Here is a 26,285-nt window from a genome sequence, read left to right as displayed (position 1 = left end):
CGGCCGTGCTGCTCACCGACCGGCAAGACGGCCGCAGGGTGCGGCCCGGGGAGAGAGCTTGACGACCGTTTCGACTGTGCCCCCCTCACCCGATGAGGAACCCACCCCCGCTTCCTCGCCCCTGCCCGGGGACGAGCGGCAGCAGCTGCTGGCCACCGCCGAGCAGCTGCGCGCCCAGGTGGCCGAGCTGGAGGTCCAGGCCCGCACCCGGCCCAGGATCGCGCTGGCCGAGGGCATCCTGGTGGAGCGCTACCGCCTGACCGACCCGCAGGCGGCGTTCACGCTGCTGCGCCAGGCCTCCCAGCGGGCCAACATCAAACTGCACCAGCTGGCCGCCGCCGTCGCCCGCACGCCAGGACCGGCGCGCGGCGCGCAGACATGGCTTCCCCCGCGCCCCCCGCACCCGGTGCCCAGCCTGGCCGCGCTCGGCGCCGGCACCCTCGACGCGGCCAACCAGGGCGAGGTCCTGGGCGCCGCGCTGCGCCGGGTGCTGACCGTCACCGAGACCGACATGGGCAATGTGCAGCTCCTGGAGGACGACGTGCTGCGCCTGGCCAAACACGCGGGGCTGCCCCGGCACTTCACCGACTACTTCGCGTTCGTCGAGGGCAACACCGCCTGCTCGCGGGCCGCCGCCGCCAGCCGGCAGGTCACCGTCAAGGAAGTCGAGTCCTCGCCCGGCTTCGACGACGAGACGCGCCGGGTGATCCTGACCTCCGGCTGCCGCGGTGTCCACAGCATCCCCCTCCTCGACGACCAGAACACCGTGCGCGGCGTCATCTCCTCCCACCACGCCCGCCCGCTGGCCGGCTTCACCCAGGCACAGCTGCGGGCGCTGGGCGCCACCGGCCGCACCATGGGCTCCTGGATCAAGTGGCACCAGGACACCGTCGTCCTGGACGCACTGGAGGACCTCCACCAGCTCGCCCTCACCCCGCGCCGCTAGGGGGCGGGCTCGGTGGCGTAGCGGGCCATCGTCCGCAGGCTCGCGGCGGGGTCCGGGGCGCCGTCCCGGGCCAGGGTGTCCCGCAGGTCGCGGAAGTAGTGCAGGTACAGGTCCGGGGTGAAGACGCTGAGCAGGACGGCCGGCCCATCGGTGGTGTTGGCGAAGGTGTGCGGGGCGCCGGGCGGGACCATCACGAAGGTGCCCGCCCCGGCGTCGTGCTCCTGGTGCCCGAAGGTGAAGCGCACCGTGCCGGACAGGACGTAGAAGCCCTCCTCGTGCCGGGCGTGGCGGTGCTGCGGCGGTCCGGGCGTGTGGGGCGCGAGGACGGACTCGGTGAGCGCGAGGCGGTGGCCGGTGCGGCTGCCGTCCTCCAGGACGCGCATCCGCGTGGTGCCCAGGACGATCACCTCGCCCTGGCCCGGGCCGACCACCGCCACGGCGGGCTCGCCGGGGGCTTGGGCCTCGGGTTCGGGGGTGTGCGGTTCGGGGGTGTGCGGTTCAGGGGTGTGCGGTTCAGGGGTGTGCGGTTCGGGGGTGTGCGGTTCGGGGGTGTGCGGTTCGGGGGTCATGGGGTGATTGCACCGCCGGGGCGCGGCGGGCGTCCAAGACCTGTTCCGGGCCGCCGATACCGGCTGGGTATCGTCGCAGCATGGAGCTGCGCACCATGCGCTATTTCGTGGCGGTCGCCGAGGAACTCCACTTCGGCCGGGCCGCCGCCCGGCTGCACATGAGCCAGCCGCCGCTGAGCCGGGCGATCCGGCAGTTGGAGAGCGAGCTGGGCGCCGCGCTGTTCGCCCGCTCACCGGCCGGTGTCACGCTCACCGGCGCGGGCACGGTGCTGCTGCCGGAGGCGCGCGCGCTGCTGGCCCGGGCCGATCTGGTGCGCGCCCGGGTGGCGGCCGCGGCCGGCGCCCGCACCTTGACCGTCGGTGTCCTGGAGGGCGGCGCAGGACCGCAGGTGAGCCGGCTGGCCGACGCCTTCCGCCGGCGCCACCCGCACGTGGAGGTACGCATCCGCGAGAGCGACCTGAGCGAGCCCGCCTGCGGGCTGTCCGCGGGCCGGGTCGATGTCGCCCTGACCCGCGGGCCGTTCGACACGAGCGGCCTGAGGGTGCGCGAGCTGCGCGCCGACCCGGTGGGGGCGCTGCTGCGCGCCGATGACCCGCTGGCCCGGCGCGAGCGCCTGAGCCTGGCCGATCTGGCCGGGCGGCGCTGGTTCACCTTCCCGCCCGGCACCGACCCGGTGTGGCAGGCCTACTGGAGCGGCGAGGAGCCCCGGCACGGGCCGGTGGTGCGCGCGGTCGCGGAGTGCCGGCAGGCCGTCCTCTGGAACGGCACGGTGGGCCTCACCCCGCTGGCCCACCGGCCGCCCGAAGGGCTCACCGTGGTGGCGCTGAGCGATATGCCGCCCAGCCCCGTGGTGGCCGCCTGGGCGCGCGGCGAGCACCATCCGCTGGTCCCCTCCTTCGTACGGCTCGCGGCCGGCGCCTACCGGAACTGAGCCGCCGCCCGCCCCGCCGGCAAGCTTTCGTACCCTCTACGTCATGGGGAGCAGCCGACGCAGTCAGGCCGAACGGGACGAGATCACCGTCGAGATCGGATACGCGCTGCTCAGCGCCTGTTTCGCGGGCGCCGTGGTGTTCGGGGTGATCGCCGGACCGGTCGCTGTCTGGCAGCTGCCGCCCGCCCTGGACAAGGCCCTGCCCCTGGCGGGCGCCGTGCTCGGCGGCACCCTCGCGGTGCTGCGGGTGGTGCACGTCCTGTGGCGCTGCACGGGCCCCCGGCGGCCCTGACCCGCCCGGGCCGCGGGAAGGTGGCCCGCACGCTCCCGGCATGCCGGAACGTGTGTCCTGACTCAGGCTGGATACGCGATGACGTCACGCAACACGGCCGGGACGAGGGAGCAGAGCGCCATGGGAACCGATGTGTTCCAGTCACCAGTGCCCATGAAGGTGAACGGCAGGCCGTGCGGCCCCGTCGTCGACCACCGCTCCACCCTGCTGGACGTGCTGCGCGAACAGCTGGGTCTGACGGGCGCCAAGAAGGGCTGCGACCACGGGCAGTGCGGGGCGTGCACCGTCCTGGTCGACGGGCGCCGCGCCAACAGCTGTCTGCTGCTGGCCGTCGCCCTGGAGGGATGCGACATCACCACCGTCGAGGGGCTGCGGGACGGTGACGGCGAGCGGGCCCACCCGCTGCAGCGGGCCTTCGTCGAGCGCGACGCGTTCCAGTGCGGGTACTGCACGCCGGGGCAGATCTGTTCGGCCCTCGGCGCCCTCGCGGAGGCCGCGGCGGGCCACGCCTCGCACGTGACGGACCCGGCGGCGGCCACCGGCGCGCCCGTGCCGCTGACCAAGGACGAGATCCGCGAACGGCTCAGCGGCAACCTGTGCCGCTGCGGCGCCTATCCGCACATCGTCGAAGCCGTCGAGGACGCCGCAGGCGCCGGAGCCGGTGCGGACGCCGGAAGCGGGCCAGGGGCCGGAAACGGCGCGGGTGGCGGGGGTGGGGTGCGGTGAAGTCCTTCATGTACGTACGGGCCCACAGCGTCGACGAGGCGACCGCGGCCCACGCCGGCCGGCCCACCTCCCGCTACCTGGGTGGCGGAACCAACCTCGTGGACCTGATGAAGCTGGGCGTGGAGCGGCCCCGGACGCTCATCGACGTCAGCCGGCTGCCGCTGGACGCGGTCGAGGAGCTCGCCGACGGCTCCGTGCGGGCCGGCGCGACGGTGCGCAACAGCGACCTGGCCGCCCACCCGCTGATCCGCGACCGCTATCCGGTGCTGTCCCAGGCGCTGCTGGCGGGCGCCTCCGGCCAGCTGCGCAACATGGCCACCACCGGCGGCAACCTGCTGCAGCGCACCCGCTGCCCCTACTTCCAGGACCTGGACAAGCCGTGCAACAAGCGCGAGCCCGGCACCGGGTGCGGGGCGCGCGAGGGCGTCCACCGCGACCACGCCGTCCTTGGCCACTCCGCGCAGTGCATCGCCACCCACCCCTCCGACATGGCGGTCGCGCTGGCCGCGCTCGACGCCCGCGTCGAACTGCAGGGCGCGCGGGGCGCGCGGACGCTGCCGGCCGCCGAGTTCCACCGGCTGCCGGGCGACCGCCCCGAGCTGGACACCGAGATCGCGCCCGGCGAGCTCATCACCGGGGTGCTGCTGCCGCCCATGCCCGCGGGCATGGTCTCGGCCTACCGCAAGGCCCGCGACCGGGCCTCCTACGCCTTCGCGCTCGCCTCGGTGGCCGTGGTGCTCGCCGTCAGGGACGGCGCCGTGGAGGAGGTGCGGATCGCGTTCGGCGCGCTGGCCCACCGGCCCTGGCGCGCCCGGCTGGCCGAGGAGGCGCTGCGGGGCGCGGCGCCGAGCCAGGAGGCGTTTGCCGGGGCCGTCGAGGCGGAGCTCGCGCAGGCGCTGCCGCTGCGGGACAACGCCTACAAGGTGCGCCTGGCCCGCAACCTCGCCTGCGACGTGCTGCGCCGGCTGGCCGCCACGCCCTGACCTCCCCTCAGCCCCCCCCACTCCCCCGCCCCCGTTCCCTTCGCCCCTTCCCTCTCCAGTCTTCAGCAGGGAGAACCTCATGCCGGACACCGTCGACGCGCTCGGGGCGGACCTCGAGCGCAGGGAGGGTCCCGACAAGGTGTGCGGGATCGCCCGGTACGCCGCCGAGTACACGCCCCCGGGGTGCGCCTATGCCTGGCCGGTGGCGGCCACGGTGGCGCGCGGCGAGGTCACGGCCGTCGAGGACCGGGCGGCGCTGGCGGTGCCCGGCGTCCTGGCGGTCCTCACCCACCGCAACGCCCCGCGCCTTGCCGAGCCGGACGACGCGACCCTGGCCGTGCTGCAGAACGCCCGCGTCCCGCACCGCGGCTGGTATGTGGCGCTGGTGGTCGCCGAGAGCCTGGAGGCGGCGCGCGAGGGGGCCGCGGCCGTGCGGGTCACCTGCGCCGAGGAGCCCCACGACGTCACCCTGCGCACCGGGCACCCCGACGCCTACGTACCCGAGGACACGGACGGCACCTCGGGTGAGCACGTGCGCGGGGACGCCGAGGGGGCCTTCGATGCCGCGCCGGTGCGCGTGGATGCCCGCTACCGGGTGCCGCCGCTGCACAACCACCCCATGGAGCCGCACGCGGCCACCGCCCACTGGCAGGACGGGCGGCTGAGCGTGTACGACTCCAGCCAGGGCGCCACCACCGTCCGCGATGTCCTGGCCGGCCTGTTCGCGCTGCCCAAGGAGCAGGTCACGGTCGTCTCCGAGCACGTGGGCGGCGGGTTCGGCTGCAAGGGCACACCGCGCCCGCATGTGGTGCTGGCCGCGATGGCCGCCCGCGCGACGGGCCGGCCGGTGAAACTGGTCCTGCCGCGGCGGCAGTTGGCGAGCGTGGTGGGCCACCGCGCCCCGACCCTGCAGCGGGTGCGGCTGGGCGCCGAGCGGGACGGCCGGCTGACCTCCGTGATCCACGAGGTGACCGCGCACACCTCGCGCGTCAAGGAGTTCATGGAGACGGCCGCCGCCGCCGCCCGCGTCATGTACGCCTCGCCCCACGGCCGCACCACCCACCGCGTGGTGCCGCTGGATGTGCCGACCCCCTCGTGGATGCGGGCCCCGGGCGAGGCGCCGGGCATGTACGCGCTGGAGTCGGCGATGGACGAGCTGGCCGTGGCGCTGGGCATCGACCCCGTCGAGCTGCGGCTGCGCAACGACACCGCCGCCGAGCCCGACAGCGGCCGGCCCTTCAGCAGCCGGCATCTGGCCGAGTGCCTGCGGGAGGGGGCCCGGCGCTTCGGCTGGGCGCGGCGCGATCCGCGGCCCCGCTCGCGGGCCGAGGGGCCGGTGCTGGTGGGCAGCGGGGTCGCGGCGGCCACCTATCCGGTGGTCGTCGCGCCGTGCCGGGCCAGCGCCCACGCCTGCCCGGACGGGCGCTTCGTGATCCGGGTCAATGCCACCGACATCGGCACCGGGGCCCGTACCGTGCTCGCGCAGGTCGCCGCCGACGCGCTGCGGGTTCCGGTGGAGCGGGTGCAGACCGAGATCGGCAGCAGTGACCTGCCGGCGGCGCCGCTGGCCGGCGGCTCCTCGGGCACGGCGTCGTGGGGGTGGGCGGTCCACGAGGCCTGCACGCGCCTGGCCGGGCGGCTGGCGGGGCAGGAGGGGCAGCAGCTGCCGCCGGAGGGGGTGGGGGCCACGGCCGACACGGCGGGCACCGCCGACGCGGACAGCGACTACGCCCGGCATGCCTTCGGCGCCCACTTCGCCGAGGTCGGCGTGGACACGGTGACCGGGGAGGTGCGGGTACGCCGGCTGCTCGGCGTCTACGCCGCCGGGCGCATCCTCAACTCCCGTACCGCCCGCTCGCAGTTCATCGGCGCCATGACGATGGGACTGGGGATGGCGCTGACGGAGGGCAGCACGGTGGACGCCGCCTTCGGTGACTTCGCGGAGTGCGACCTGGCGTCGTACCACGTGCCCGCGCACGCCGACGTGCCGGTGATCGAGGCGCACTGGATCGAGGAGGAGGACCCCCACCTCAACCCGATGGGCAGCAAAGGCATCGGGGAGATCGGCATCGTCGGAACGGCCGCGGCCATCGCCAACGCGGTGCACCACGCCACCGGAGTACGCCTGCACGACCTCCCGCTCACCCCGGACCGGGTACTGAACAACGCCCTGTGACCCCGCCAGCCCACCCGTGGCTTACGGGGTCAGGGGGTGGTGGTGCGGGAGCGGCTTGTTCGGGTCCAGGACAGGACGTCCTGGGCCGGCCAGGTGTTCACCACCCGTTCGGGCGGCACGCCGCACTCCTCGGCCCGGGCGCAGCCGATGATCTGCCAGTCCAGCTGGCCGGGCGCGTGTGCGTCGGTGTCCACGCTGAACAGCGCGCCGGCCGCGACGGCTTGGCGCAGCAGGCGCCGGGGCGGGTCGAGCCGTTCGGGGCGGCTGTTGATCTCCACGGCGGTGGCGGCGGCCGCGCAGGCGGCGAACACCTCATCCGCGTCGAACTGCGACTCGGGCCGGCCGCGGCCGGTGACCAGGCGGCCGGTGCAGTGGCCGAGCACATCGGCGCGGGGGTTGCTCACGGCGGCGACCATGCGCCGGGTCATCGCGGCGGCGTCCATGCGCAGTTTGGAGTGGACCGAGACGACCACGACGTCCAGGCGCTCCAGCAGGTCCGGCTCCTGGTCCAGGGAGCCGTCCTCCAGGATGTCGCACTCGATGCCGGTCAGCAGCCGGAAGGGCGCCCACTGGGCGTTGAGGTCGTCGATCACCGCCAGCTGTTCGCGCAGCCGCTGGGGGGAGAGTCCGCGTGCGATGGTCAGCCGCGGCGAGTGGTCGGTGAGCACGGCCCACTCGTGGCCGATCTCCCGGGCGGCGCGCCCCATGACCTCGATGGGGCTGCCGCCGTCGGACCAGTCGGAGTGCAGATGGCAGTCGCCGCGCAGCAGTGCCCGCAGCCCGGCGCCGGCCTCGTGGGGGTCCAGGGGGGCGCCGGCCTCGTCCTCGAGGTGCTGCAGGTAGCCGGGCACGGCGCCGGCCAGTGCTTCGCGGATGACCGCGGCGGTCTTGGGCCCGATGCCCTTGAGGGACTCCAGGGAGCCGTCGGCGGCGCGGCGTGCCGTCTCCTCCCGGCCCAGCCGGGTGATCACGTCGGCGGCGGTGCGGAAGGCCCGGACGCGGTAGGTGGGGGCGCGGCCGCGTTCGAGCAGGAAGGCGATGCGTTCCAGGGCCTTGACGGGCTCCATCGGCGCCTCCGTACGGGGTGCAAAGGGGGCGGCTGCGGGCGGGTGGGTGTGTCCGTTCCAGCCTGGCCCTAGGGCCGGGGGGTGTCGCGCCGGGCGGCCTGGTCGGCGAGGCCGCCGGGGCCCAGCAGCCCGGTCTGGGTGCGGGGCAGGCCGCTTTGCCGGTGCTGGAAGCGGGCCCGGGCCAGGCGGGTGATCAGGGGCGGCAGACCGGCCCGGCCCACCTGGGCCAGGCGCGTCCAGGCGGGGAGGTAGAGGGCGGTGCGGCGCTGTTCCACGGCCCGGGCCAGGCGGGCGGCGGCCTGGTCGGTGGGCAGGATGCGGCGGGCGGGGGGCGGCAGCAGGCGGCGGGGTGCTTGGAGGGCGGGGTGGGTGTGGATGTCGCGGATCATGCCGGTGTCGGTCCAGTTGAGGTAGGCGATGCCCACCGCCATGCCGCGGTGGGCGGTTTCGGCCCGCAGGGCGTGGGTGAAGGCCTCGGCTCCGGCTTTGGAGGCGCAGTAGGCGCTCATCAACGGGACGGCGCCCAGGGCGGCCGTGGAGGCGATCTGCAGGTAATAGCCGCGGGTGTGCAGCAGGTCGGGCAGGAAGGCCTGGGCGGTGAACGCGCTGCCGGTGAGGTTGACGTCGATCACCCGGCGCCACGAGGGAGGGTCGGCGGTCTCCACCGGTCCGGCCAGGGCGAGGCCCGCGTTGGCGATGACGGCCGAGGGCCGGCCCAGGCGGGCGCGGACGGTGTCGGCGGCCCTGTGCAGGGCGGCCGGGTCGGTGATGTCGACTTCCAGGGCGAGGGCCGGGGCGGGCAGGGTGGCCGCCACCTGGCGCAGGGCGGCCCGTTCGTGGCCCAGCAGGGCGATCCGGGCGTGGCGGCGGGCCAGTTCGCGGGCCAGGGCGGCGCCCAGGCCCCGGGCCGCGCCGGTCACCACCACGGTGCGGTCGCGCAGGGGGCTGTCGCGCATGGCGGGGGCCTGCCCTTCGCAGGGTCGGGGTGTCGGGGGCGGTCGGGGCGTGGCGGGCGCCGGTCTTTGAGGGGGGTGTCGGAGGTGAGGGGGGTGTCGGAGGTGTCCAGGGGCTGAGGGTTTGGGTTGAGGCCCTGGTGAGAGGCCGGTGTCTAGTGGGGGTGTCGGCTGCCGGTGCGGTCGCGGGAGGTGAGCCTGCGCTGTGCGGCCGCCAGCAGGGGCAGCCGGCGCCGCAGCGCGGCGCGGGCCGCGTTGGCGCCGGGCGCCCCGTGCACGCCGCCGCCGGGGTGGGCGCCGGCCGAGGCGAGGAAGAGGCCGGCCACGGGCGTCTCGGGGCGGCCGGTGCCCGGGGAGGGCCGGAAGAACAGCTGCTGGTGCAGGGAGGTGGTGCCGCCGTTGAGTGCGCCGCCGTGCAGGTTGCGGTCCATGGACTGCATGGTGGTGGGGGCCAGCAGGCGGCGGGCGCGGATGAGGGCGCGGAAGCCGGGGGCGAAGCGCTCGACCTGCCCCTCGATGCGGTCGGCCATGCGCTCCTGCTCCGCCGGGCTCCAGGCGCCGGTGATGTGCTCCTCGCCGGCGTCGGCACGGATGTCCTGCGGCACGTGGGTGTAGGCCCAGGCGGACTCGGTGCCCTGCGGTGAGCGGGTGGCGTCCGAGGTGGTCATCTGGCCGAAGAGCAGGAAGGGCCGGTCGGGTACCTGGTGCATGGCCAGCTGCGCGGCGAACCGGGTGAGTTCGTCCACGCCGTCGGCCAGGTGCACGGTGCCCGCGCCCGCGGCCTCCTTGGCCTGCCAGGGCACCGGCCCCTCCAGCGCCCAGTCCACCTTGAAGGTGGCGAAGTCCCACTGGAAGCGGCGCAGGTCGGCCAGGAGCTGGCCGGGCAGGTGCTCGGCGGCGACCAGTTCGCCGTACAGGGCGGGCACCGACACATCGGCCAGCACGGCGCGGGCGGCGGGCACGGTGTCGCCGTCTGCGGTGCGCACCGCGATGGCCCGCCCCTCGCGGACGAGGATCTGCTGGACGCGGCGGCCGCACTGCACGGTGGCGCCGCGCGCGTGCAGCCGGTCGACCAGCGCCCGCACGAGCTCGCCGGCGCCGCCGACCGGGACGGGGAAGCCGTAGCTCTGGCCCAGCAGGGACATCAGCCAGCCGAAGCCGCCGCTGCCCGCCGCCTCGGGGGCCAGGTCGGCGTGCAGGGCGTTGCCCGCCAGCAGGAGCCTGCCGCCCTCGCCGGCGAACTCCTCCTCGCCCAGGCGCCGGACCGGCAGCAGCAGGCTGCGGGCCAGGTGCAGGGCGCCCGCCGCCTTGAGCCGGTAGGCCAGGCGTGCGGCGGACCGCACGGGCGGGAAGGGGGTGAACAGGGCGTTGAGGATGTCGGGGCGGATGCCCTGCCACAGGTCGTGCAGCCGGTGCCAGGAGGCGCCGTCCCCGGCGGCGAAGGCCTCCAGGGAGGCCGCGGTGACCTCGACCCGGCGGTCCAGGACGGCACACCGGCCGTCGCTGAGGGGATGGGCCAGGACATGGGGGGCGTGGCTCCAGCGCAGCCCGTACTCCTCCAGGCGCAGCCGCCGCAGGATCGGGGAGGCGGCGGCCAGCGGGTAGAAGGAGCTGAAGAGGTCGTTGACGAAGTCGGGGTGCACGCCGCGGTCGTGGCGCACCGCGCCGCCGGGCTCGCTCTGTTCCTCCAGGACCGTCACGCTCCACCCGGCATCGGCCAGGAGGTTGGCGGCGACCAGTCCGTTGGGGCCGGCCCCGATCACCACCGCGTCAGGCATGTGCCTCGCCGCCTCCCGCGGGGCGGGGGCCCGGGCCGGCGGTCACCGTGCCCAGGGCGCGGCGCGGGTGCTCCTGTTCGGCTTCGCACACCTGGGCCAGGCGGGCGAGCATCGCGCGGTGGCGCAGCTGGATCAGGGCCTCGACGCCGGCGTTGTGCAGGGCGCCGGCCGCGCCGCGCAGCGGGTGTTCGTCCACGATGACCAGGCAGTGTTCGCCCCAGGGCCGCACTTCGATGGCGATCCGGGCGGTGCCCAGAGGGCCCGCTTTGGCCTCCAGTTCCAGGACGGAGCCCTCCTCGCAGCGCCGTACGACCGTCTCGTTGGTGGCCCGCAGGGGGCCCAGGCGCACCTGGTACTCGATCGCCGCGCCGACCGCGGGCCAGTGGCCGCGCACCGGTGTGGAGGATGCGGTGCCCACCACCCACTGGGCATAGCGTTCGCCGTCGGCGAGGACCGCCCACACCGTGGCCGGACTCACCCTGATCAGTCGATGACGCTGCGCCATCTGTGTGCCTCCCTGACTCGCCGTCATCGCCGAGTGCCCCGAACCGCTCGTCTGAACATCGTGCGCGCCCCGGGCCGTCCGCGCGCCCCGGGGCGTATGTCGCGGGGCGGGCCGCGGCGGGTGAGACTGCGGAGGTGAAGCGGCCCCGCTCCCCCGGCACGAAACGAGGCGGCAGCGCACGTGAGCGAACGCGAACAGGCCCCCGGCGGCGGCCGGCACGTCCTGGTGACGGGGGCCACCGGCTACATCGGGGGCCGGCTGGTGCCCGAACTGCTGGCGGCCGGGCACCGGGTGCGGTGCCTGGCCCGCTCCCCGCACAAGCTGCGTGACCATCCCTGGGCCGGTCGGGTGGAGGTGGTCCGCGCGGATGTCACCGACGCGGCCTCGCTGGCCGCCGCCCTGGAGGGGATCGAGGTGGCGTACTACCTGGTGCACGCGCTGACCACCGGTGCCGGGTTCGAGGACACCGACCGGCAAGCGGCCCAGACCTTCGCCGAGCAGGCGCGGGCGGCCGGGGTGGCGCGGATCGTGTATCTGGGCGGGCTCACCCCGGCCGGGGTGGACGCGGCCCAGCTGTCGCCGCATCTGCGCTCGCGGGCCGAGGTGGGCCGGATCTTCCTGGCCTCGGGGGTGCCCAGCGCGGTGCTGCGCGCGGCGGTCATCATCGGCTCGGGCTCGGCGTCCTTTGAGATGCTGCGCCATCTCACCGAGCGGCTGCCGGTGATGGTGACACCCAGCTGGGTGCGCACCCGCATCCAGCCGATCGCGGTGCGCGACGTGCTGCGCTACCTGGTGGCCTGCGCCGGCCTGCCCGGCTCGGTGAACCGCGGCTTCGACATCGGCGGCCCGGACGTGATGACGTACCGGGACATGATGCGGGCCTACGCCGAGGTCGCCGGGCTGCCGCACCGGCTGATCGTGCCGGTGCCGCTGCTGACGCCCCGGGTCTCGGGCTACTGGGTGGGGCTGGTCACGCCCGTGCCGCACGGGATCGCCCGGCCGCTGGCGGAGTCGCTGCGCCATGAGGTCATCTGCCAGGAGCACGACATCGCCGCCTACGTGCCCGACGGCCCGGGCCGGCCGCTGCCCTTCACCCAGGCGCTGCGGCTGGCGCTGCGGCGGGTGCAGGACGCGCAGGTCACCACCCGCTGGTCCTCGGCCTCGGTGCCCGGGGCGCCCAGCGATCCGCTGCCCACGGACCCGGACTGGGCCGGCGGCAGCCTCTACACCGACCACCGGACGCTGGTGGTGGACGCCGGCCCACAGGCGCTGTGGCGGGTCGTCGAGGGGATCGGCGGCGAGCACGGCTGGTACTCCTTCCCGCTGGCCTGGGCGGTGCGGGGGCTGCTGGACCGGCTGGTGGGCGGGGTGGGGCTGCGCCGGGGCCGGCGCGACGCGCACCGCCTGCGGGTGGGTGACTCCCTGGACTTCTGGCGGGTGGAGGAGATCGAGCCGGGCCGGCTGCTGCGGCTGCGGGCCGAGATGCGGCTGCCGGGCCTGGCCTGGCTGGAGATGTGCGTGGAGCAGGACGGCGCGGGCCGCACCCGCTACCGCCAGCGCGCGCTGTTCCACCCGCGCGGCCTGCTGGGGCACCTGTACTGGTGGTCGGTGGCGCCCTTTCACGCCGTGGTCTTCGGCGGCATGGCCCGCAACATCGCCGAGGCCGCGCGCAGGGAACCCGACTGAACCCTCCCCCCGGGGCCGGGTTGAGCGCCCCGGCCGAGGAGGCGGCCTGCCACAATCCGACACATCCCGCGGGGCGGGATCGGCGAAAGCCGTGGAACGACCCGATCAGACAAGGGAGTTGTGGATGTCCCCTACCGCCCGAGCCTCCGGCCGGCCCCTCCGAAGACGGCTGGCCCGTTTCAACCGCAGGTTCGCCAACCGTGTCGTGGGCCCGGCGCTCACCCGCCTGCCGGGCTTCGGTGCCGTGCTGCACCGCGGCCGTACGTCGGGGCGCACCTATCGCACCCCCGTCAAGGTGTTCCGCAACGGCCCGTACTACGTCATATCCCTGCCCTATGGGCCGCAGTCGGACTGGGTGCGCAACACCCTGGCCCACAACGGCTGCGAGCTGCACACCCTGGGCCGGCGCATCCAGCTGGCCCAGCCGCGGGTGTTCGTCGACGAACACCACAGCGTCCTGCCGGCGCCGCTGCGGCCCGTGCTGCGCCGTTTCAAGGCCTTCGACTTCATCGAGCTGCGCCCCGTGCGGCCCCAAGCGGCCGGGCCCGGGGCCGCACGGCGCCCCTGACCCGGCCGGCCGGGCCGGGGTAGTGGCACCCGGGCTCTCAGCGGCCCTTGTGTGACTTCATGTACCAGGCGGCGGCGATGCCGAGGACGACGAGGACGAGAAGGATCTTCATGGTTGTCGGCTTTCCCCGATCGGGCGGAACATGCCTGCCGGCGCCCCGGCAAAAGGTCCTGTCCTGCGCGTTTTGCCGGTCGGGGGGCAGGGCACCCGGGGCCGCGACCGCAGCGGCACCCGGGCGGCCGGGCCTCGAGGGCGAGGTGTTCCGGTGGTGAGGTGCCGCCACCTTGCGGAAGGTAGGAGCAGGCGCGGCGGGGCCCGGCAGGCCCCGCGCCCGGCCGCACGCCACAGAAAGGCAGCACCAGATGAAGGACTCCCCCGGCAACGGCAACGCCCATGACGGCGCTCAGGGTCCGCAGGACCCCACCACGAAGGGGCCGCGGCCGGAGTTCCCCCAGCAGGACCAGCAGGTGCCGGGGTGGACCGGCGCCATGGACCCGCCGCCCGATCACGGCGAGGACTCCTACCGCGGCTCCGGGCTGCTGCGCGACCGGGCCGCACTGATCACCGGGGGTGACTCCGGCATCGGGCGGGCGGTGGCCATCGCCGTGGCCCGCGAGGGGGCCGACGTCGTCTTCACCCACCTGCCCGCCGAGGCCGACGAGGCACGCGAGACCGTGCGCTGGGTGGAGCAGGCCGGGCGCCGGGCCGTCGCGGTGGAGTGCGACATCCGCGAGGAGGAGCAGTGCCGCAAGCTCGTGGAGCGTGCGGTGGCCGAGTTCGGGCGGATCGACCTGCTGGTCAACAACGCCGCCTACCAGATGTCCCAGCCCAAGGGCATCCAGGACATCTCCACCGAGCAGTTCGACCGGGTCGTGCGCACCAACCTGTACGGCATGTTCTGGCTGTGCAAGATGGCGGTGCCGCACATTCCGCGCGGCGGCTCGATCATCAACACCACGTCGGTGCAGGCCTACAAGCCCAGTCCGCACCTGCTGGACTACGCCATGACCAAGGGCGCCATCGTCACCTTCACCCAGGGGCTCGCGCAGATGCTGGCCGAGGACGGGATCCGCGTCAACGCGGTGGCGCCGGGGCCGGTGTGGACGCCGCTGATCCCCGCGACGCTGCCGGACACCGCCGAGTTCGGCAAGCAGGCGCCGCTGGGCCGGCCCGCGCAGCCCGCGGAGATGGCGCCCGCCTACGTCTTCCTCGCCTCGGAGCACGCGAGTTTCATCACCGCCGAGGTCATGAACGCCACCGGCGGCACACCCCTGCCCTGACCGTCCCGGGCAGTGCGCCGGGCATTTTGAGTGTTGTTCGAGGACGAGGACGGTGAGCGAGATCTGGCGCGCGGTGGCGTGGGACGTACAGGCCATCTGGAACGCGGCCCGGCGGGCGGTGACGGCGCCGGGCCCCGAGCGGGACACCACGGTCCAGTCGCTCAAGGCGGCCGGGGCCGGCGTGCTGGCCTGGGCGCTGGCCGGCTGGTGGTGGAGCGCCCCGATGGCGATGCTGGCGCCGTGGACGGCGCTGTTCATCGTGCAGAGCACCGTCTACCGCTCGGTGCGCTCGGCGCTGCAGCAGCTCGCGGTGGTGGTCACCGGCACCCTGCTGGCGGCGGGCGGCGCGATGGTGACGGGCAACAACTCGCTGGCCGCGATGGCGATCGTGCTGCCGGTGACGGTGCTGCTGAGCGGTTACGCCCGGTTCGGCACCCAGGGCGTCTACGCCCCCACCGCCGCCCTGTTCGTGCTGGCCTATGGCACGTACACGGGCGTGGACATCCTGCACCGGCTCTTCGAGACGGTGCTCGGCGCCGTCATCGGGATCGTGGTGAACGCCGTGGTCCTGCCCCCCGTCCACGGGCGGGACGTGCGGCATCTGCGGGCCCGGCTGGCCCAGGAGAGCGCCGAGCTGCTGTACGCGGTCGCCGACGGCGTGGAGCGGAACTTCAGCCAGGAGCAGGCCGCCACGTGGCACGACCGGGCGCAGCGGCTGACCGACCTGGTGACCGACCTGCGCACGGCCAGGCGCTGGTCGCACGAGAGCTACCGCCTCAACCCGGGCCGCAAGCTGCGCCGCTCGGAGCCGCTGCTGCCCTCCGCGGACTGGGACTTCGCCTGGGACCGCATCAGCGACCAGGTCCGGGTGCTGCTGCGGACGCTGGCCGAGACCAGCCGGGACCGGCCGGCGCTGACCGATGTGCCCGCCGAGGCGCGGCAGATCCTGACGGACCTGCTGCGGTCGGCCGGTGACATCTGCGCGCTGGACGACTACGCCGACGCCGAGGCCCGGGCCGATGCCATGAAGGACTCCGCGCGGACCGGCAGTGCCCCGCCGGGCGGCGTGGACCGCACGGCCGAGCGGCAGGCCGCCCTGCGGGCCGCGCAGGAGGCGCACGACCGCCTCGTCCAGCTGCTGAGGGACGGCCGCCACGAGGTCACCCCGGCCCTGGGCGGCCTGGCCGCGGACACCCAGCGGCTGCTGGGCGACCTGGCGGTGGTGGCGGCCGGCCGTCCCTCGGACGGGTCCGCGGACTCCGAGGAGGCCGGCGCCGAAGGAAAGAAACCAGAAGGGACATCACCCATGCAGCACAGCGACCGCGAGCACAACCCCGCCGACCGGCCCGCGCAGACCGCGGCCGAAGAGGTCTTCGAGGAGGTGGAGGACGCCGAGACGCGGCCCGTGCCCGATGAGCGGCGCGAGCACGCCAAGGACGGCGAGGCCGGCGACACCCTCACGCCGAGCCCCACCGCCCAGGAGGACATCCACGAGAACGGCAAGGACGGCAAGAAGGGCTGAGGTCACCGGCCGGGCGGCTGCCACTCGAACATGAGGATGGTGGCGTCGTCCCGGAGCCGGTTGGGCTGGGCGTCCAGGATCGAGTGGATGAGCCGGCGCAGCGCCTCCGCCGCCACTTCTCCGGCGGCGGAGGCGCGGATGATGGAGTCGGCGAACCGTTCGAGTCCGAACTCGGTGCCGTCCGCCAGCCGTGCCTCGGTCACGCCGTCGGTGTACAGGAGCACGCGGTCGCCGGGCTCCAGTCTCGTCTCGTGCACCTGGCGCTTCGCGCTGAGAAAGTGCGCGGTGAAGCCCAGGGGCGGGTCGGGTTCGCGTTCCAGGGCTCCCTCGACGAGCCGGTGGTCGCGGATCAGCAGGGGCGGCGGGTGCCCGCAGTTGCTCCAGCGCAGCACCCCGCTGGCCAGGTCGAGCCGGGTGAGCACGCCCGTGCAGAACTGGTCGGGCAGCCACTGGCCGAGTGCCGCATCCACGGTCTCCAGGAGCTCGGGCAGGTCCGCTCCGGTGCGCCGGCCGTTGCGGCAGGCGGCCAGGGCGACCGCCGTGGTCAGGCCGGAGAGCAGGTTGTGGCCCATGGCGTCCAGGATCGTGGCGTGCAGGGCCGTTCGGGTGAGGTTGTGGTCGAAGGCGTCGCCGCCGATTTCGTAGGCGGGTTCCAGCACGGCGGTCGACACGACGTGGGTGTTGCCGATGGTGCGCGGCGGCAGGAAGGCGCGGAGCATCTCCGCGGGCAGGTGCATGGGTTCGGAGCGGGTGCGCTGGACGAGGGTGTCCTTGTAGGCGCGCTTGGAGGTGATCATCATCGCCAGGAGGGCGGCCAGGGCCCTGCTGCGGCGCAGCAGGGCGGGGTCCAGGGCGGGTGCGTGGATGGCGGCCACGCCCAGCCGTTCGGCGCCGTCCAAAAGGGGCAGCCAGGCGGTCATGCCTCCGGTGGGGGATTCCTCCACGCGCAGGGACAGGGTGCGGTAGGCCCAGCCGGCCAGTGAGTCGTCCACGTCGTGGGCCGGTGCGTCGTCGCTCAGCGGGATCAGCCGGCGCTGCTGGAGGTCGGCGAGGTAGACCACGGCCTGGGGCACGCCCAGGGCCGTCGCGCACCGGGTGACCGCGGTGGCCAGGTCCAGTGCGGCGTTGGCCGGGTCCGCGAGGAACTCCTCCAGTCCACTGGGCGGCTCCGAGGTCGGCACGTCGTCTCCCTTCCACAGCGGTCCAACAGCGGGGTCGCGCGACACGAGCAGTCTCACACCGCCGTGCCGTGCCTGCCCGGCGCGCGGGCCGGCTCACCCGTGTCGCCGATCCGGCGCGGTTGGTCCACGGTGATCAGTACGAGTTGTCCCGCCCTGCGCGGGTACCTGCACCCCAGCTCCGGAACGGCCGGCGGCAAAAGGGAGTCGGTGCCCGCCGGAGCCGAGCGGTGGAGAGGAGACACATCGTGAGTGAACAGGTACCGGCCTCCCCCGGCGCGGACGGCAGCACACCGGTGCCCAGGGACCCGCCCGACCAGCAGGCCGACGGCGGACAGGACCCCTGGGACCTGCAGTTCGACGAGAACCGGCCCCAGGACCAGGACCAGGGCAAGGGCCAGGACGAGGACGAGGGCCAGGAACCGGCCCCGAACCAGGGTCAAGGTCAGGGTCAGGGTGAGGACGTGCCCGACACGGACGAGGCCGGCACCGGCCGGCGCGGCGGCTCCCCGGCGGCGCAGGACCCCTCCGGGTCGCCGGTGCCGGAGGAGCCCTCGGGTTGAGGGCCCAGCAGCACGAACGCGAGGAAAGGGAAACGACGGTGAGCGATGCGGATGAGAACCCGGCGCGGGTCACGGTGGAACTGAGCGGTGCGGCGGACGACGCCGGGAGTGTCTTCGGTGTCCTGGAGGCGGTCTACGCCTCGGACCGGGAGGGCAGTCCGGCGCCCGCGGAGACCACCTCGGGGCCGACCGTGTGGAACGGTGTCTTCGACACCGCCCGTCCGGCGGGCGGCGGGCCGGGCGGGACGCCGTCGCTGAGCGGCCCGGTGACCGCCGCGGTGCAGGGCGGCTATGTCGCGGTCGACCAGATCGTCACGGTGCTCTCGGCGGCCTTCGCCGTCACCGAGGAAGGCTCCGCCTCCGGCGACCAGGAAAAGGACGTGAGCCTGCGCCTGGAAAACCGGTGACCTCGCCCTGACCCTCGCTCCCGCCCGGCGGCCCGGCCCGCCGGGCGGGGGCATGTCCGGGGGCAGTGCGCCCGCCCGGCGGGCCGGGTCTGAGGCCGCTCTCCGGGCCGGCGGGCAGGTTGTCCTCGTTCCTGCGGATGAGGCGCCGGCCGCCGAGGAGGCGGCGCCCCCTCCCCCGGTGGTCTCTCCGTGCGGCCCGGCGCGCACTCATCCGGCGGCGGCCAGCGCGGTCCCGCAGCGGGCGCAGTAGCGGGCGTCGCGTTCGCCGGCCAGGCGGCCGCACCGCGGGCAGACCCGCTCCAGCAGGCAGGCGGGCTCCCCGCCGCCGGCCGTCTCTGGGCCGGTCTCGGGCAGCGGGCGGCGGCGGTGGGCGGTGGTGTAGGTGAGTCCGTGCTCCCCCGCCCGCAGAAAGCGCGGGGTGCGGGCGGGCAGCCAGGCCAGCGCGCCGGGCGCGAGCGGCAGCACCTCCCCCGGTACGCGCAGTTCGCCGCTGCCGGCCAGCACGGTGAGCAGGATCCCGCACCCGTTCTCGGTGTGCTCGCCCAGGTCCGCGCCGGGTGCCAGGCGTACGACGGCGGCGTCCAGGTCGCGGCCGTCACCGCCCAGCGACCACACGACGCTGATCGGCCCCGCTCCCGGGGCGCCGGTCCGCTCCGGGCCGACGAAGAGCGGGCGGGCACCGGCGGGCTCACTCATGGACACATCCCTTCGGGCGGGGCACCTGGGCGGGGCACGTGGGGCGGAGAGCGGCGGGGCGGGGTCATCCGAAGTGTGCAGCAGCCGGGTCGCTCCTGGCGACGATTCGCCCGGCGCGCGGGGCGCCTAGCGTTTTTCCCACGAGGCCGTCGACCGGCCGGACCGTCCGTGTCCGGCGACCGGTCCGGCCCGCCCCCAGGAGAGGGAAACGGTGCTGTCATGACCGAACCGAGCGAACTCACCGAACTCACCGAACCGAGCGACCTCACCGAACCGAGCGACCTCACCGAGCGCACCGCGCCGAGCGAGCCGGCCGGGTCCGCCGGTCTGCCCGGCCTGCTCGCGCAGTTGCGGCGGCTGGCCGGGCTGCCCCTGGAGCGCGGTGAGACGCTGCCGCCCCAGGCGTACACCTCCCCCGCCTGGTACGAGCGCGAGAGGGAGCAGATCTTCGGGCGGGACTGGCTGTGTGTGGCGCGCAGCGACGAAGTGGCCGCTCCCGGCGACTATCTGCGGGTGGATGTCGCGGGGCATCCGCTGGTCATCACCCGTGACGAGCAGGGTGAGCTGCATGCCCTGTCCCGGGTGTGCCGGCACCGCTTCATGGATGTCCTGCCGCCGGAGACCACCCCCGAGCGCGGCAGTCTGACGCGGCTGACCTGTCCGTACCACACCTGGACCTACCGGCTGGACGGCCGTTATGCGGGGCAGTTGGCGGGGGCGCCGCTGATGAGCAAGGTGGACTTCGGTCCGCGTGAGCGGGCGGCGTGCCGGCTGCCGCAGGCGCGGGTGACGCAGTGGCAGGGCTTCGTGCTGGTGTGCCTGGACCCCGACGCCCCGCCGCTGGAGCCCCAACTGGCGGGCCTGGCAGAGCGGTTGGCCGCCTACGGGCTCGCCGAATGGCGGACGGTGGCCGTCGAGGCGTGGCAGGACGTGCCCGCCAACTGGAAGGTGGCGGTGGAGAACGGTTCGGAGAACTACCACCACATGGGCACGCACGCGCAGACCCTGGAGCCGGTGCTGCCCGGGCGCACCACGGTCCTGGACGAGTGCGAGGGCCGCTGGTTCACCATGTTCACTCCCTATGCGCAGGCGCCGGAGGCCGGGCCGCCCCAGGGGATGCTGCTGGCCGGGCTGTTCCCGCAGTGTGTGCTGGCGCTGCTGCCGGATTCCGCGGTGTGGGTGCGCTGGCTGCCCACCGGGCCGGCCACGCATGCGGCGCGCTTCGGGCTGCTGGTGCCGCCGGACACCGAGCCGAGCCGGGAGCAGCTGGCCGAGGCCCGGGAGTCGGTGCGGGTGCTGCAGGGTGAGGACCTGGTGGCCGTGCAGGGGGTGCAGCGGGGTCTGGAGAGCTCGCCGGGGCCCTCCAGCGGCCGTTTTTGTCATCTGGAGCGCCCGCTGTGGCAGTTCCAGCGCTACCTGGCCGACCGACTGCTGCCGTGAGCGCCCAGGGCCGGGCGAAGCGGACGAAGCGGATACGAGTGCGCCTCGAGGTGCTGCTGATGAACTGCGGCTGGCACCGCACGGCCGCATGCTGCCGCGCGCCTCCTCATCAGGGCGCGGCCGGCCGCCGGGTGCCATTCACTCACGCACTTAGGAGGGCACCATGGTCACCCGACGCCGTCTGCTCGGCACAGGACTCGCCGCCGCGGGCGTAGGGCTCACCGGGGCGTCGTTCACCCCCCTGCTCGCCGTGGACCCGGCCAAGGCCAGCCCGGCCAAGGCCGGTCCGTCCACGGCGGCCACCCCTGAACTGTTCACCCGTCCCATGCCGTTGATGCCGGTGCTCAGACCCACCTTCCGCACCTCCACCGCCGATCACTACGACGTCACCATGCGCGCGGTCCGCAGGGAGGTCCTGCCGGGCATCCAGACCGACCTGCTGACCTACAACGGGCACTTTCCCGGCGCGACCATCAAGGCGCGCACCGGGCGCCCGGTGATCGTGCGCCAGCGCAACGAGCTGGACGTGGCCACCTCGGTGCACCTGCACGGCGCGTCGGTGACCCAGGCCAACGACGGGGATCCGATGGACACCCTGGCCCCGGGCGGCGAGCGTATCTACACCTATCCCAACAAGCAGCCGCACGCCTCGCTGTGGTACCACGACCACGCCCACCACAAGGAGTCGGAGAACGTCTACCGCGGGCTGCACGGCAGTTACCTGCTGACCGACGCCATCGAGGACAAGCTGCCGCTGCCCAAGGGCGAGTACGACGTGGTGGTCGCCATCCGTGACGCGCACTTCGATGCGGCGGGGCAGCTCGTCTACACCATGGACGACCAGCAGCGCAGCACGCTGCTGGTGAACGGGGTGCCCTACCCCTACTTCCAGGTCGCCGCCCGCAAGTACCGGCTGCGGTTCGCCAACATGTCCAACCAGCGCTTCATGGGCCTGCGGCTGGCCGACGGCGGCGAGATGATCCAGATCGGGTCGGACGGCGGTCTGCTGCCGCGCCCGCACACCACCGACTCCTTCATCCTCTCGCCCGGTGAGCGCGCCGATGTGGTCATCGACTTCTCGCGGTACGCGGTGGGCCACAAGGTGGTGCTGGAGAACACCATCATCTTCGCCGGCAACGCCGAGCAGGTCGGCCAGGTGATGCGGTTCGACGTGGTGCGCACCGCGGACGATCCCAGTTCGGTGCCCTCGGTGCTGCGTTCGCTGCCGGCGCTGCCCGCGCCGACCAACGAGCGGTCCATCGCGATGCAGATGGAGGAGGGGGTCGCGCACCCCAAGGGGTTCATGGACGGCAAGATGTACGACCCCGCGCGGGTGGATGCCAACATCCGGTTCGGGGCCAGCGAGATATGGACGGTCACCAACACCAATGCGCGGGTGCCGCACAACTTCCACATGCACCTGGTGCAGTTCCGGGTGCTGGAGCGGGGCGGGAAGCCGCCGGCGCCCGGTGAGACGGGCTTGAAGGACACGGTGATCGTCGCGGCGGGCGAGACGGTCAAGCTCCAGGCGACGTTCGACAGTTACCGCGGCTCGTATGTGTACCACTGCCACATGCTCGACCACTCGGCGATGGGCATGATGGCCACGATGAGGATCAGCTGAGGTGGGGCCGCCTGCGGTCCCCTCGGACCGCAGGCGGCCGCCCCGCCCCCCTCTCCCGGGGCCGGGTCAGCCGAACTGGCCGACCTGGTAGTCCCCGGCGGGCTGCTGGGTCAGGACGTTGACGCGGTTGAAGGCGTTCATGACGGCGATGTGGCAGACCAGGGCGGCCAGTTGGTCCTCGTCGTAGTGCCGGGCGGCGTTCGCCCAGGCGGCGTCGGTGACACCGCCGGCCGCGTCGGCGGTCCGGGTGCCCTGTTCGGTCAGCTCCAGGGCCGCGCGCTCGGCGTCGGTGAAGACGGTGGCCTCGCGCCAGGCGGCGACCAGGTGGAGGCGCTGGGCGCTCTCCCCGGCGTGCGCGGCCTCCTTGGTGTGGCTGTCGACGCAGAAGCCGCAGCCGTTGATCTGGCTGGCGCGCAGGCCGACCAGTTCCAGGGTCGCCGCCGGGATCGGTGCCTGTGCGGCCGCTTTCCCCGCTGAGGCCAGGTGCTTCAGGAACCTGGCCGAGACCGGGTTGGCGAAGAGGTTCAAGCGAGCGTCCATGGCGGGCTCCTCTGTCGTGCTGGTGCGTACACAGCTCCGACGAGATGGCCCGGCAAAATGTGACAGCAGCCCATATGACCTGCAGGGTCCCTCGTGCCGGGCCGCCGCGGGGGCGGCCCGGCGCGGCGGTCAGCCGGTGGTCCAGGGGCGCAGCTTTTCGGGGTTGCGCACCGCCCACAGGTGTTTGATGCGATCGCCCGCGAAGTCGAAGGCGAGCACCGAGACGGTGACGCCGGCCTGCTGGACCACCAGGCCGGGCTCGCCGTTGACGGTGCGCTCCAGGATGGTCAGGCCCGGCGCCTTGCCGGTGATGGTGACCAGGTAGCGGGCGATCTGCTCGCTGCCGCCGGTGGGGGGCGCGGCGTTGACCAGGCCGCCGCCGTCGGCCAGGCCGGTGGCGTCCGGGTCCAGCAGGCTGATCAGGGCGCCGATGTCCTTGGCCTCCCAGGCCTGCTTGAAGTTGCGGACGATGTCGGCGCGCTGGGCGGTGGCGGTGACGCCGTCCTGCTGGGCGCTGCGCAGCCGGCGGCGGGCGGAGGAGGCCAGCTGGCGGCAGGCCGCCGGGCTGCGGCCGACGCTTTCGGCCACTTCGGCGAAGGAGTACCGAAAGACGTCGTGGAGGATGAACGCGACCCGCTCGGCCGGGGTCATCGACTCCAGGACGACGAGGAAGGCCATGTTGACCGACTCGTCCAGGGTGATGCGGTCGGCCGGGTCGGCGGTGCCGCTGGAACGGCCGCTGATCCACTCCGAGTGGTCGGGCAGCGGCTCGGGGATCCACTCCCCCACATAGCGCTCGCGCCGGGCGCGGGCCGAGCCGAGCAGGTCCAGGCAGATACGGCTGGCCACGGTGGTCAGCCAGCCGCCGGGCGAGGCGACGGCCTCGCGCTGCGCGCGGGACATGGCATACCAGCGGGCGTAGGCCTCCTGCACGACGTCCTCGGCGTCGGCCAGCGAGCCCAGGAAGCGGTACGCGAGGTTGATCAGCTGACGCCGCTCGCTCAGGACCGCGCCCAGGTCCGCCTCAAGCTGATCGTCTTCTGGCTCGGTCTGCGTCCTCATCGTGTCGCGTGCTCCTTTGGCCGAAAATGCCGTCATCGGATACGACGAGACAGCCGCCAGGAATGTGAGGTCACCGACCTTCTGGCGGTATTCCAGCGCCCTCCTAGTCGTATCAAATAGTCATTTGGCATGAGCAAACACAAAGTCATCGTGGAGCAGTACCGCGACGGGGTCCTCAGCGGCGATCACGAGAAGGTCCTGTCCCTGGTGACCGACGACGTGGTGTGGGAGAGCCTGGGCCAGCTGCGGGTGCAGGGCAAGGACGCGCTGCGGGGCGTCATCCACAACAAGGACGGTGTCGTCGTGAAGGGCGTGGTCCAGCGTCCGTCCATCACCGTCGACCGGCTGATCGAGGAGGGCGACCATGTGGTCGCCACCGGCCGCGCCGCCCTGACCCTGCCCACCGGGGCCACCGCGGAGTTCCTCTTCTGCGACGTGTTCACCTTCGCCGGTGACGCGATCAGCCACCTGGAGAGCTACAAGGTGCCCCTGGGCGCCCCGCCCGAACAGGGCTGAGCGCGGCGGGACTTGGCCGCCCGGGGGTCAGCCTGGGGGTCAGCCCGCCGTCCAGGGGCGCAGCTTTTCGGGGTTGCGCACCGCCCAGATGTGCGTGATGCGATCGCCCGCCACGTCGAAGGCGAGCACCGAGACGGTGATGCCGTCCTGCTGGGCGACCAGGCCGGGCTGGCCGTTGACGGTGCGCTCCAGGAGCGTCAGGTCGGGGGCCTTGCCGGCGACCTCGGCGAAGACCCGGGCGATCTGCTCGCCGCCGGTGACCGGGCGCAGTTCGGCGCTGACCAGGCCGCCGCCGTCGGCGATGGTGGTGGCGTCGGGGTCGAGCAGGCCGATGAGGGCCTCGATGTCCTTGGCCTGCCAGGCCTGCTTGAAGTCGCGCACCAGATCGGCGCGCCGGGCGGGCGCGGCGGTGGGGGCCTGCGCGTGGGTGATGCGGCGGCGGGCGGAGGAGGCCAGCTGGCGGCAGGCCGCCGGGCTGCGGCCGACGATCTCGGCGATCTCGGCGAAGGAGTAGTGGAAGACGTCATGGAGGATGAACGCGACGCGCTCGGCCGGGGTCATCGAGTCCAGCACCACGAGGAAGGCCATGTTGACCGACTCGTCCAGGGTGATGCGGTCGGCCGGGTCGGCGGTGCCGCCGGAGCGGCCGCTGATCCACTCCATGTGGTCGGGCAGCGGCTCGGGGATCCACTCCCCCACATAGCGCTCGCGCCGGGCGCGGGCCGAGCCGAGCAGGTCCAGGCAGATGCGGCTGGCGACCCGCGTCAGCCAGCCGCCGGGCGCGGCGACGGCGTCCCGCTGCTGTTCGGACATGGCATACCAGCGGGCGTAGGTCTCCTGGACGACGTCCTCGGCGTCGGCCAGCGAGCCCAGGAAGCGGTACGCGAGGTTGATCAGCTGACGCCGCTCGCTGAGAACCGCGCTCAGGCCCGGCTCGAGACGGCTGTCCTCCGGCTGGGAATGCATGCTCATGGTGTCGCCAACTCCCTTGGCTGCGCCCTGCCTTCACCCATATCGATGAGGCATTGCCCGAAGGTGGCGCGCGTCACCTCACATTACAACGGCCTGTGTCGTCGTACAGGTGGAGATCGAATTCCTGGCCGGGCTCCATCCCCCGGTCGCCCGGCCGAGGAATCCCCGCTCTCCTGCCCCGGCTTCGGTCCCGAAGCCGCTCATCACCTGCCAGGAGAATTCCCGTGACCTCAGCCCCGATCCGCGGCTCACCAGCACGGCCGGGCGCGGCCTCCACGGCCCGTCGCCCGGTGCGCGAGACCCAGTGACAGACGCTGGGCGCCCTCGGCCGACGCCGGCCGCGGGGCTCCAGTCAGCGGGGGCGCCGACAGCGCCGTGCAGGGCCGGCGGCGCCCCGCGAACTGGCCGCCCAGGACGGCCTCCTGGGCTTTTTCCTCTTCCTTTACCGATACCGAATTTCTTTCCCAAGGGTCTGGCCCTCGCGCGTGCGCGGCCGTGCCCGCCGGCGTCACCCGTACAGAACACGCAGAAGAAAAGGAAACAGCTGTGGAACCTGTGAACGTTGCGATCATCTATTACAGCGCCACCGGCAACGTGCACACGTTGGCTCAAGCAGTGGCCGAGGGCGCGGAGAAGGCGGGTGCGAGGGTGCGGCTGCGCAAGGTGGCCGAGACCGCGCCGGAGGCCGCGATCAGCGCCAACCCGGCCTGGGTGCAGCACCGCGAGGCCACCGCTGACATCGCCGAGGCCACCCATGACGATCTGGCCTGGGCGGACGCGGTGCTGTTCGGCACCCCCAGCCGGTTCGGGAACCCCGCCAGCCAGCTGCGGGCCTTCATCGACACCACCGGCCCCCTCTGGTTCGAAGGGAAGATCGCCGGCAAGGTGTTCTCCGCCTTCACCGCCAGCAACACCGCCCACGGCGGCCAGGAATCCACCATCCTGGCGCTGTCCAACACCTTCTACCACTGGGGCGGCATCATCGTGCCCCCCGGCTACACCGACCCCATCCAGTTCCAGTCCGGCAACCCGTACGGCACCTCGCACGTCGCCGGCGACGGCGCCCCCGGCGACATCGCCCTGCAGGCCGCCCGCCACCAGGCCCGCCGCGTCGTCGACACCGCCGCCGCCCTCAAAGCCGGCCACGCCGCCCTCTGAGCGAGCGGCCCCGGCGGACACCGGGCAGGGGTGAGGGGGCCCCTGGGTGGGTCAGGAGGGGATCCAGTCCCGTTGGATGTGGGGGGTGGGGATGCTCAAAGCCCGCATGTGTTCGATGGGGTTGGTGTATTCGCGGCTGGCGGCGA

At 73.8% G+C, this 26,285-nt stretch carries 26 protein-coding genes; 16 read left to right on the top strand and 10 right to left on the bottom strand.

All coding sequences use genetic code 11. The features are described 5' to 3' along the window. The first annotated feature begins 76 nt into the window (after nucleotides 1–76). Entirely contained in the window at nucleotides 77–946 is an 870-nt protein-coding gene (locus ACZ7LU_RS37320; protein ID WP_398310705.1) for an ANTAR domain-containing protein, read from the top strand. Here ACZ7LU_RS37320 and ACZ7LU_RS37315 read toward each other — a convergent pair. Beyond that, nucleotides 943–1,515 (bottom strand): cupin domain-containing protein, encoded by a 573-nt coding sequence (locus ACZ7LU_RS37315; protein ID WP_471919309.1) that lies wholly within the window; start codon nucleotides 1,513–1,515, stop codon nucleotides 943–945. The two genes, ACZ7LU_RS37320 and ACZ7LU_RS37315, sit on opposite strands and share 4 nt — an antisense overlap. A gap of 80 nt (nucleotides 1,516–1,595) precedes the next feature. On the opposite strand from ACZ7LU_RS37315, the gene ACZ7LU_RS37310 reads away from it, so the two are divergent. The 5 genes from ACZ7LU_RS37310 (at nucleotide 1,596) to ACZ7LU_RS37290 (ending at nucleotide 6,624) form a co-directional block, all read left to right on the top strand. Further along, complete coding sequence (locus tag ACZ7LU_RS37310; RefSeq protein ID WP_471919308.1) at nucleotides 1,596–2,447, top strand: LysR family transcriptional regulator; 852 nt, start codon at nucleotides 1,596–1,598, stop codon at nucleotides 2,445–2,447. Between the two features lie 43 nt (nucleotides 2,448–2,490). Continuing rightward, nucleotides 2,491–2,739 (top strand): DUF6332 family protein, encoded by a 249-nt coding sequence (locus ACZ7LU_RS37305; protein WP_398310712.1) that lies wholly within the window; start codon nucleotides 2,491–2,493, stop codon nucleotides 2,737–2,739. A gap of 120 nt (nucleotides 2,740–2,859) precedes the next feature. After that, nucleotides 2,860–3,465 carry a (2Fe-2S)-binding protein gene (locus tag ACZ7LU_RS37300; RefSeq protein WP_471919307.1) on the top strand — a complete coding sequence of 202 codons (606 nt, stop codon included), beginning with the start codon at nucleotides 2,860–2,862 and terminating at the stop codon, nucleotides 3,463–3,465. Continuing rightward, nucleotides 3,462–4,448: an FAD binding domain-containing protein gene (locus ACZ7LU_RS37295; protein WP_471919306.1), complete on the top strand. Its 987-nt coding sequence runs from the start codon at nucleotides 3,462–3,464 to the stop codon at nucleotides 4,446–4,448. Before ACZ7LU_RS37300 ends, ACZ7LU_RS37295 begins: the two co-directional genes overlap by 4 nt. Nucleotides 4,449–4,527: 79 nt before the next feature. After that, nucleotides 4,528–6,624 (top strand): xanthine dehydrogenase family protein molybdopterin-binding subunit, encoded by a 2,097-nt coding sequence (locus ACZ7LU_RS37290; RefSeq protein ID WP_471919305.1) that lies wholly within the window; start codon nucleotides 4,528–4,530, stop codon nucleotides 6,622–6,624. Nucleotides 6,625–6,653: 29 nt separating this feature from the next. On the opposite strand, the gene ACZ7LU_RS37285 is transcribed toward ACZ7LU_RS37290, so the two are convergent. The 4 genes from ACZ7LU_RS37285 to ACZ7LU_RS37270 form a co-directional block, all read right to left on the bottom strand. Beyond that, nucleotides 6,654–7,691, bottom strand: coding sequence for a PHP domain-containing protein (locus ACZ7LU_RS37285; protein ID WP_471919304.1), 1,038 nt, complete (start codon nucleotides 7,689–7,691; stop codon nucleotides 6,654–6,656). Between the two features lie 68 nt (nucleotides 7,692–7,759). Further along, nucleotides 7,760–8,647, bottom strand: coding sequence for a short-chain dehydrogenase/reductase (locus ACZ7LU_RS37280; protein ID WP_471151833.1), 888 nt, complete (start codon nucleotides 8,645–8,647; stop codon nucleotides 7,760–7,762). Nucleotides 8,648–8,799: 152 nt separating this feature from the next. Further along, on the bottom strand, nucleotides 8,800–10,422 hold the full coding sequence (locus ACZ7LU_RS37275; protein ID WP_471919303.1) for a phytoene desaturase family protein: 1,623 nt from the start codon (nucleotides 10,420–10,422) through the stop codon (nucleotides 8,800–8,802). After that, nucleotides 10,415–10,927, bottom strand: a complete 513-nt coding sequence (locus ACZ7LU_RS37270; RefSeq protein WP_398310733.1) for an SRPBCC family protein — start codon at nucleotides 10,925–10,927, stop codon at nucleotides 10,415–10,417. The genes ACZ7LU_RS37275 and ACZ7LU_RS37270 overlap by 8 nt, the downstream gene beginning before the upstream one ends. A gap of 180 nt (nucleotides 10,928–11,107) precedes the next feature. On the opposite strand from ACZ7LU_RS37270, the gene ACZ7LU_RS37265 reads away from it, so the two are divergent. From ACZ7LU_RS37265 to ACZ7LU_RS37250, 4 genes are all read left to right on the top strand, one after another. After that, nucleotides 11,108–12,613, top strand: a complete 1,506-nt coding sequence (locus ACZ7LU_RS37265; protein WP_471919302.1) for an SDR family oxidoreductase — start codon at nucleotides 11,108–11,110, stop codon at nucleotides 12,611–12,613. 124 nt (nucleotides 12,614–12,737) lie between these two features. Then, nucleotides 12,738–13,181, top strand: a complete 444-nt coding sequence (locus tag ACZ7LU_RS37260) for a PNPOx family protein (protein ID WP_471919301.1) — start codon at nucleotides 12,738–12,740, stop codon at nucleotides 13,179–13,181. A 362-nt stretch (nucleotides 13,182–13,543) separates the two neighbouring features. After that, nucleotides 13,544–14,461 (top strand): SDR family oxidoreductase, encoded by a 918-nt coding sequence (locus ACZ7LU_RS37255; RefSeq protein ID WP_471919300.1) that lies wholly within the window; start codon nucleotides 13,544–13,546, stop codon nucleotides 14,459–14,461. A 52-nt stretch (nucleotides 14,462–14,513) separates the two neighbouring features. Further along, complete coding sequence (locus ACZ7LU_RS37250) at nucleotides 14,514–15,983, top strand: FUSC family protein (protein ID WP_471919299.1); 1,470 nt, start codon at nucleotides 14,514–14,516, stop codon at nucleotides 15,981–15,983. Between the two features lie 2 nt (nucleotides 15,984–15,985). Here ACZ7LU_RS37250 and ACZ7LU_RS37245 read toward each other — a convergent pair whose 3' ends face one another. Further along, entirely contained in the window at nucleotides 15,986–17,164 is a 1,179-nt protein-coding gene (locus ACZ7LU_RS37245; protein ID WP_471919298.1) for a PP2C family protein-serine/threonine phosphatase, read from the bottom strand. Between the two features lie 245 nt (nucleotides 17,165–17,409). Here ACZ7LU_RS37245 and ACZ7LU_RS37240 point away from each other — a divergent pair, with 245 nt between their 5' ends. Both ACZ7LU_RS37240 and ACZ7LU_RS37235 read left to right on the top strand, forming a co-directional pair. Next, nucleotides 17,410–17,724 carry a hypothetical protein gene (locus ACZ7LU_RS37240; protein ID WP_471919297.1) on the top strand — a complete coding sequence of 105 codons (315 nt, stop codon included), beginning with the start codon at nucleotides 17,410–17,412 and terminating at the stop codon, nucleotides 17,722–17,724. A gap of 38 nt (nucleotides 17,725–17,762) precedes the next feature. Continuing rightward, the gene (locus tag ACZ7LU_RS37235) at nucleotides 17,763–18,131 is read left to right on the top strand and encodes a hypothetical protein (protein WP_398310754.1); all 369 of its coding nucleotides are present in this window, start codon (nucleotides 17,763–17,765) and stop codon (nucleotides 18,129–18,131) included. Nucleotides 18,132–18,338: 207 nt separating this feature from the next. On the opposite strand, the gene ACZ7LU_RS37230 is transcribed toward ACZ7LU_RS37235, so the two are convergent. Further along, entirely contained in the window at nucleotides 18,339–18,827 is a 489-nt protein-coding gene (locus ACZ7LU_RS37230; protein WP_471919296.1) for a cupin domain-containing protein, read from the bottom strand. 219 nt (nucleotides 18,828–19,046) lie between these two features. Here ACZ7LU_RS37230 and ACZ7LU_RS37225 point away from each other — a divergent pair, with 219 nt between their 5' ends. Next, the gene (locus ACZ7LU_RS37225; protein WP_471919295.1) at nucleotides 19,047–20,267 is read left to right on the top strand and encodes an aromatic ring-hydroxylating oxygenase subunit alpha; all 1,221 of its coding nucleotides are present in this window, start codon (nucleotides 19,047–19,049) and stop codon (nucleotides 20,265–20,267) included. Nucleotides 20,268–20,430: 163 nt separating this feature from the next. Next, nucleotides 20,431–21,891 carry a multicopper oxidase family protein gene (locus ACZ7LU_RS37220; protein WP_468316011.1) on the top strand — a complete coding sequence of 487 codons (1,461 nt, stop codon included), beginning with the start codon at nucleotides 20,431–20,433 and terminating at the stop codon, nucleotides 21,889–21,891. A 66-nt stretch (nucleotides 21,892–21,957) separates the two neighbouring features. On the opposite strand, the gene ACZ7LU_RS37215 is transcribed toward ACZ7LU_RS37220, so the two are convergent. Next, complete coding sequence (locus ACZ7LU_RS37215; protein WP_398310766.1) at nucleotides 21,958–22,431, bottom strand: carboxymuconolactone decarboxylase family protein; 474 nt, start codon at nucleotides 22,429–22,431, stop codon at nucleotides 21,958–21,960. Between the two features lie 129 nt (nucleotides 22,432–22,560). Continuing rightward, nucleotides 22,561–23,493 carry an RNA polymerase sigma factor SigJ gene (gene sigJ, locus ACZ7LU_RS37210; protein WP_468093206.1) on the bottom strand — a complete coding sequence of 311 codons (933 nt, stop codon included), beginning with the start codon at nucleotides 23,491–23,493 and terminating at the stop codon, nucleotides 22,561–22,563. A 129-nt stretch (nucleotides 23,494–23,622) separates the two neighbouring features. On the opposite strand from sigJ (ACZ7LU_RS37210), the gene ACZ7LU_RS37205 reads away from it, so the two are divergent. Continuing rightward, nucleotides 23,623–24,009: a nuclear transport factor 2 family protein gene (locus ACZ7LU_RS37205; protein WP_471919294.1), complete on the top strand. Its 387-nt coding sequence runs from the start codon at nucleotides 23,623–23,625 to the stop codon at nucleotides 24,007–24,009. A 39-nt stretch (nucleotides 24,010–24,048) separates the two neighbouring features. On the opposite strand, the gene sigJ (ACZ7LU_RS37200) is transcribed toward ACZ7LU_RS37205, so the two are convergent. Continuing rightward, entirely contained in the window at nucleotides 24,049–24,981 is a 933-nt protein-coding gene (sigJ, locus tag ACZ7LU_RS37200; protein ID WP_471919293.1) for an RNA polymerase sigma factor SigJ, read from the bottom strand. A 546-nt stretch (nucleotides 24,982–25,527) separates the two neighbouring features. On the opposite strand from sigJ (ACZ7LU_RS37200), the gene wrbA reads away from it, so the two are divergent. After that, nucleotides 25,528–26,139 (top strand): NAD(P)H:quinone oxidoreductase, encoded by a 612-nt coding sequence (gene wrbA, locus ACZ7LU_RS37195; RefSeq protein WP_471919292.1) that lies wholly within the window; start codon nucleotides 25,528–25,530, stop codon nucleotides 26,137–26,139. The last annotated feature ends 146 nt before the right edge of the window (nucleotides 26,140–26,285 follow it).

This window comes from Streptomyces sp. NPDC039462 (assembly GCF_055639375.1).
Note: the sequence above shows the minus strand (reverse complement) of the source record. Positions and strands in the feature narration are given on the sequence as shown.